1 protein-coding gene is annotated in these 648 nt (G+C 74.5%); it reads left to right on the top strand.

Translation table 11 applies throughout. The annotated features are described in order from the left end of the window. Positions 1 to 2: 2 nt before the first annotated feature. On the top strand, positions 3 to 648 hold a 646-nt coding region (locus tag AC1DY2_RS20365), incomplete at its 3' end, for an energy-coupling factor transporter transmembrane component T (RefSeq protein WP_476764068.1).

The following is a 648-nucleotide window of genomic DNA, read 5'->3' as shown; positions in this document are numbered from 1 at the left end:
GACTGAACCCGATCGCCAAGATCGCCGCGCCCCTGCCGGCGATCGTCGCGCTGCTCTTCACGCGCGGCCTCGCGATCCCGCTCGCCTTCACCATGCTCGGGCTGGTGCTGCTCCTCGTCGGCGCTCGCCTGTCCGGGCGCGTCGTGGCCGTGCTGCTCATCGCGACGCCCGTGGGCGTGGCGCTGCTCGGGCTGAGCCTCGGGCTGTGGGTGGACCCGGCCCGCGTGGACACCGCCGGCCCCGCGGCATCCGTCGTGCTGATCGAGGTCGGCGACTGGACGTTCACGCTCGGCGCCTACCTGATCGGCGTGGCGACCGCCCTGCGGATCGCCGCGATCCTCATGCTGACGCTCATCGCGGGCCTCACCACGACCGGGCCCGAGCTCGTGCGGGCGCTCGTGCAGAACCTGCGCGTGCCCTACCGGGTCGGATACACCGCGCTCGCGGCCCTGCGGTTCGTGCCGCGGTTCGGACACGAGCTCGAGGTCATCCGTGCCGCGCACCGGGTCCGCGGCGCCGACCGCGGACGCGGTCCGATCGCCGCGCTTCGGCGGGCGACCGGGTACGCGATCCCGCTGCTCGCGAGCGCCATCCGGCATGCCGAGCGGGTGGCGCTCGCGATGGATGCGCGCGCGTTCGGGGCGCATC

This window comes from Agromyces sp. P1_H4, from assembly GCF_056405255.1.
This window is presented reverse-complemented; position numbering and strand designations above follow the sequence as displayed.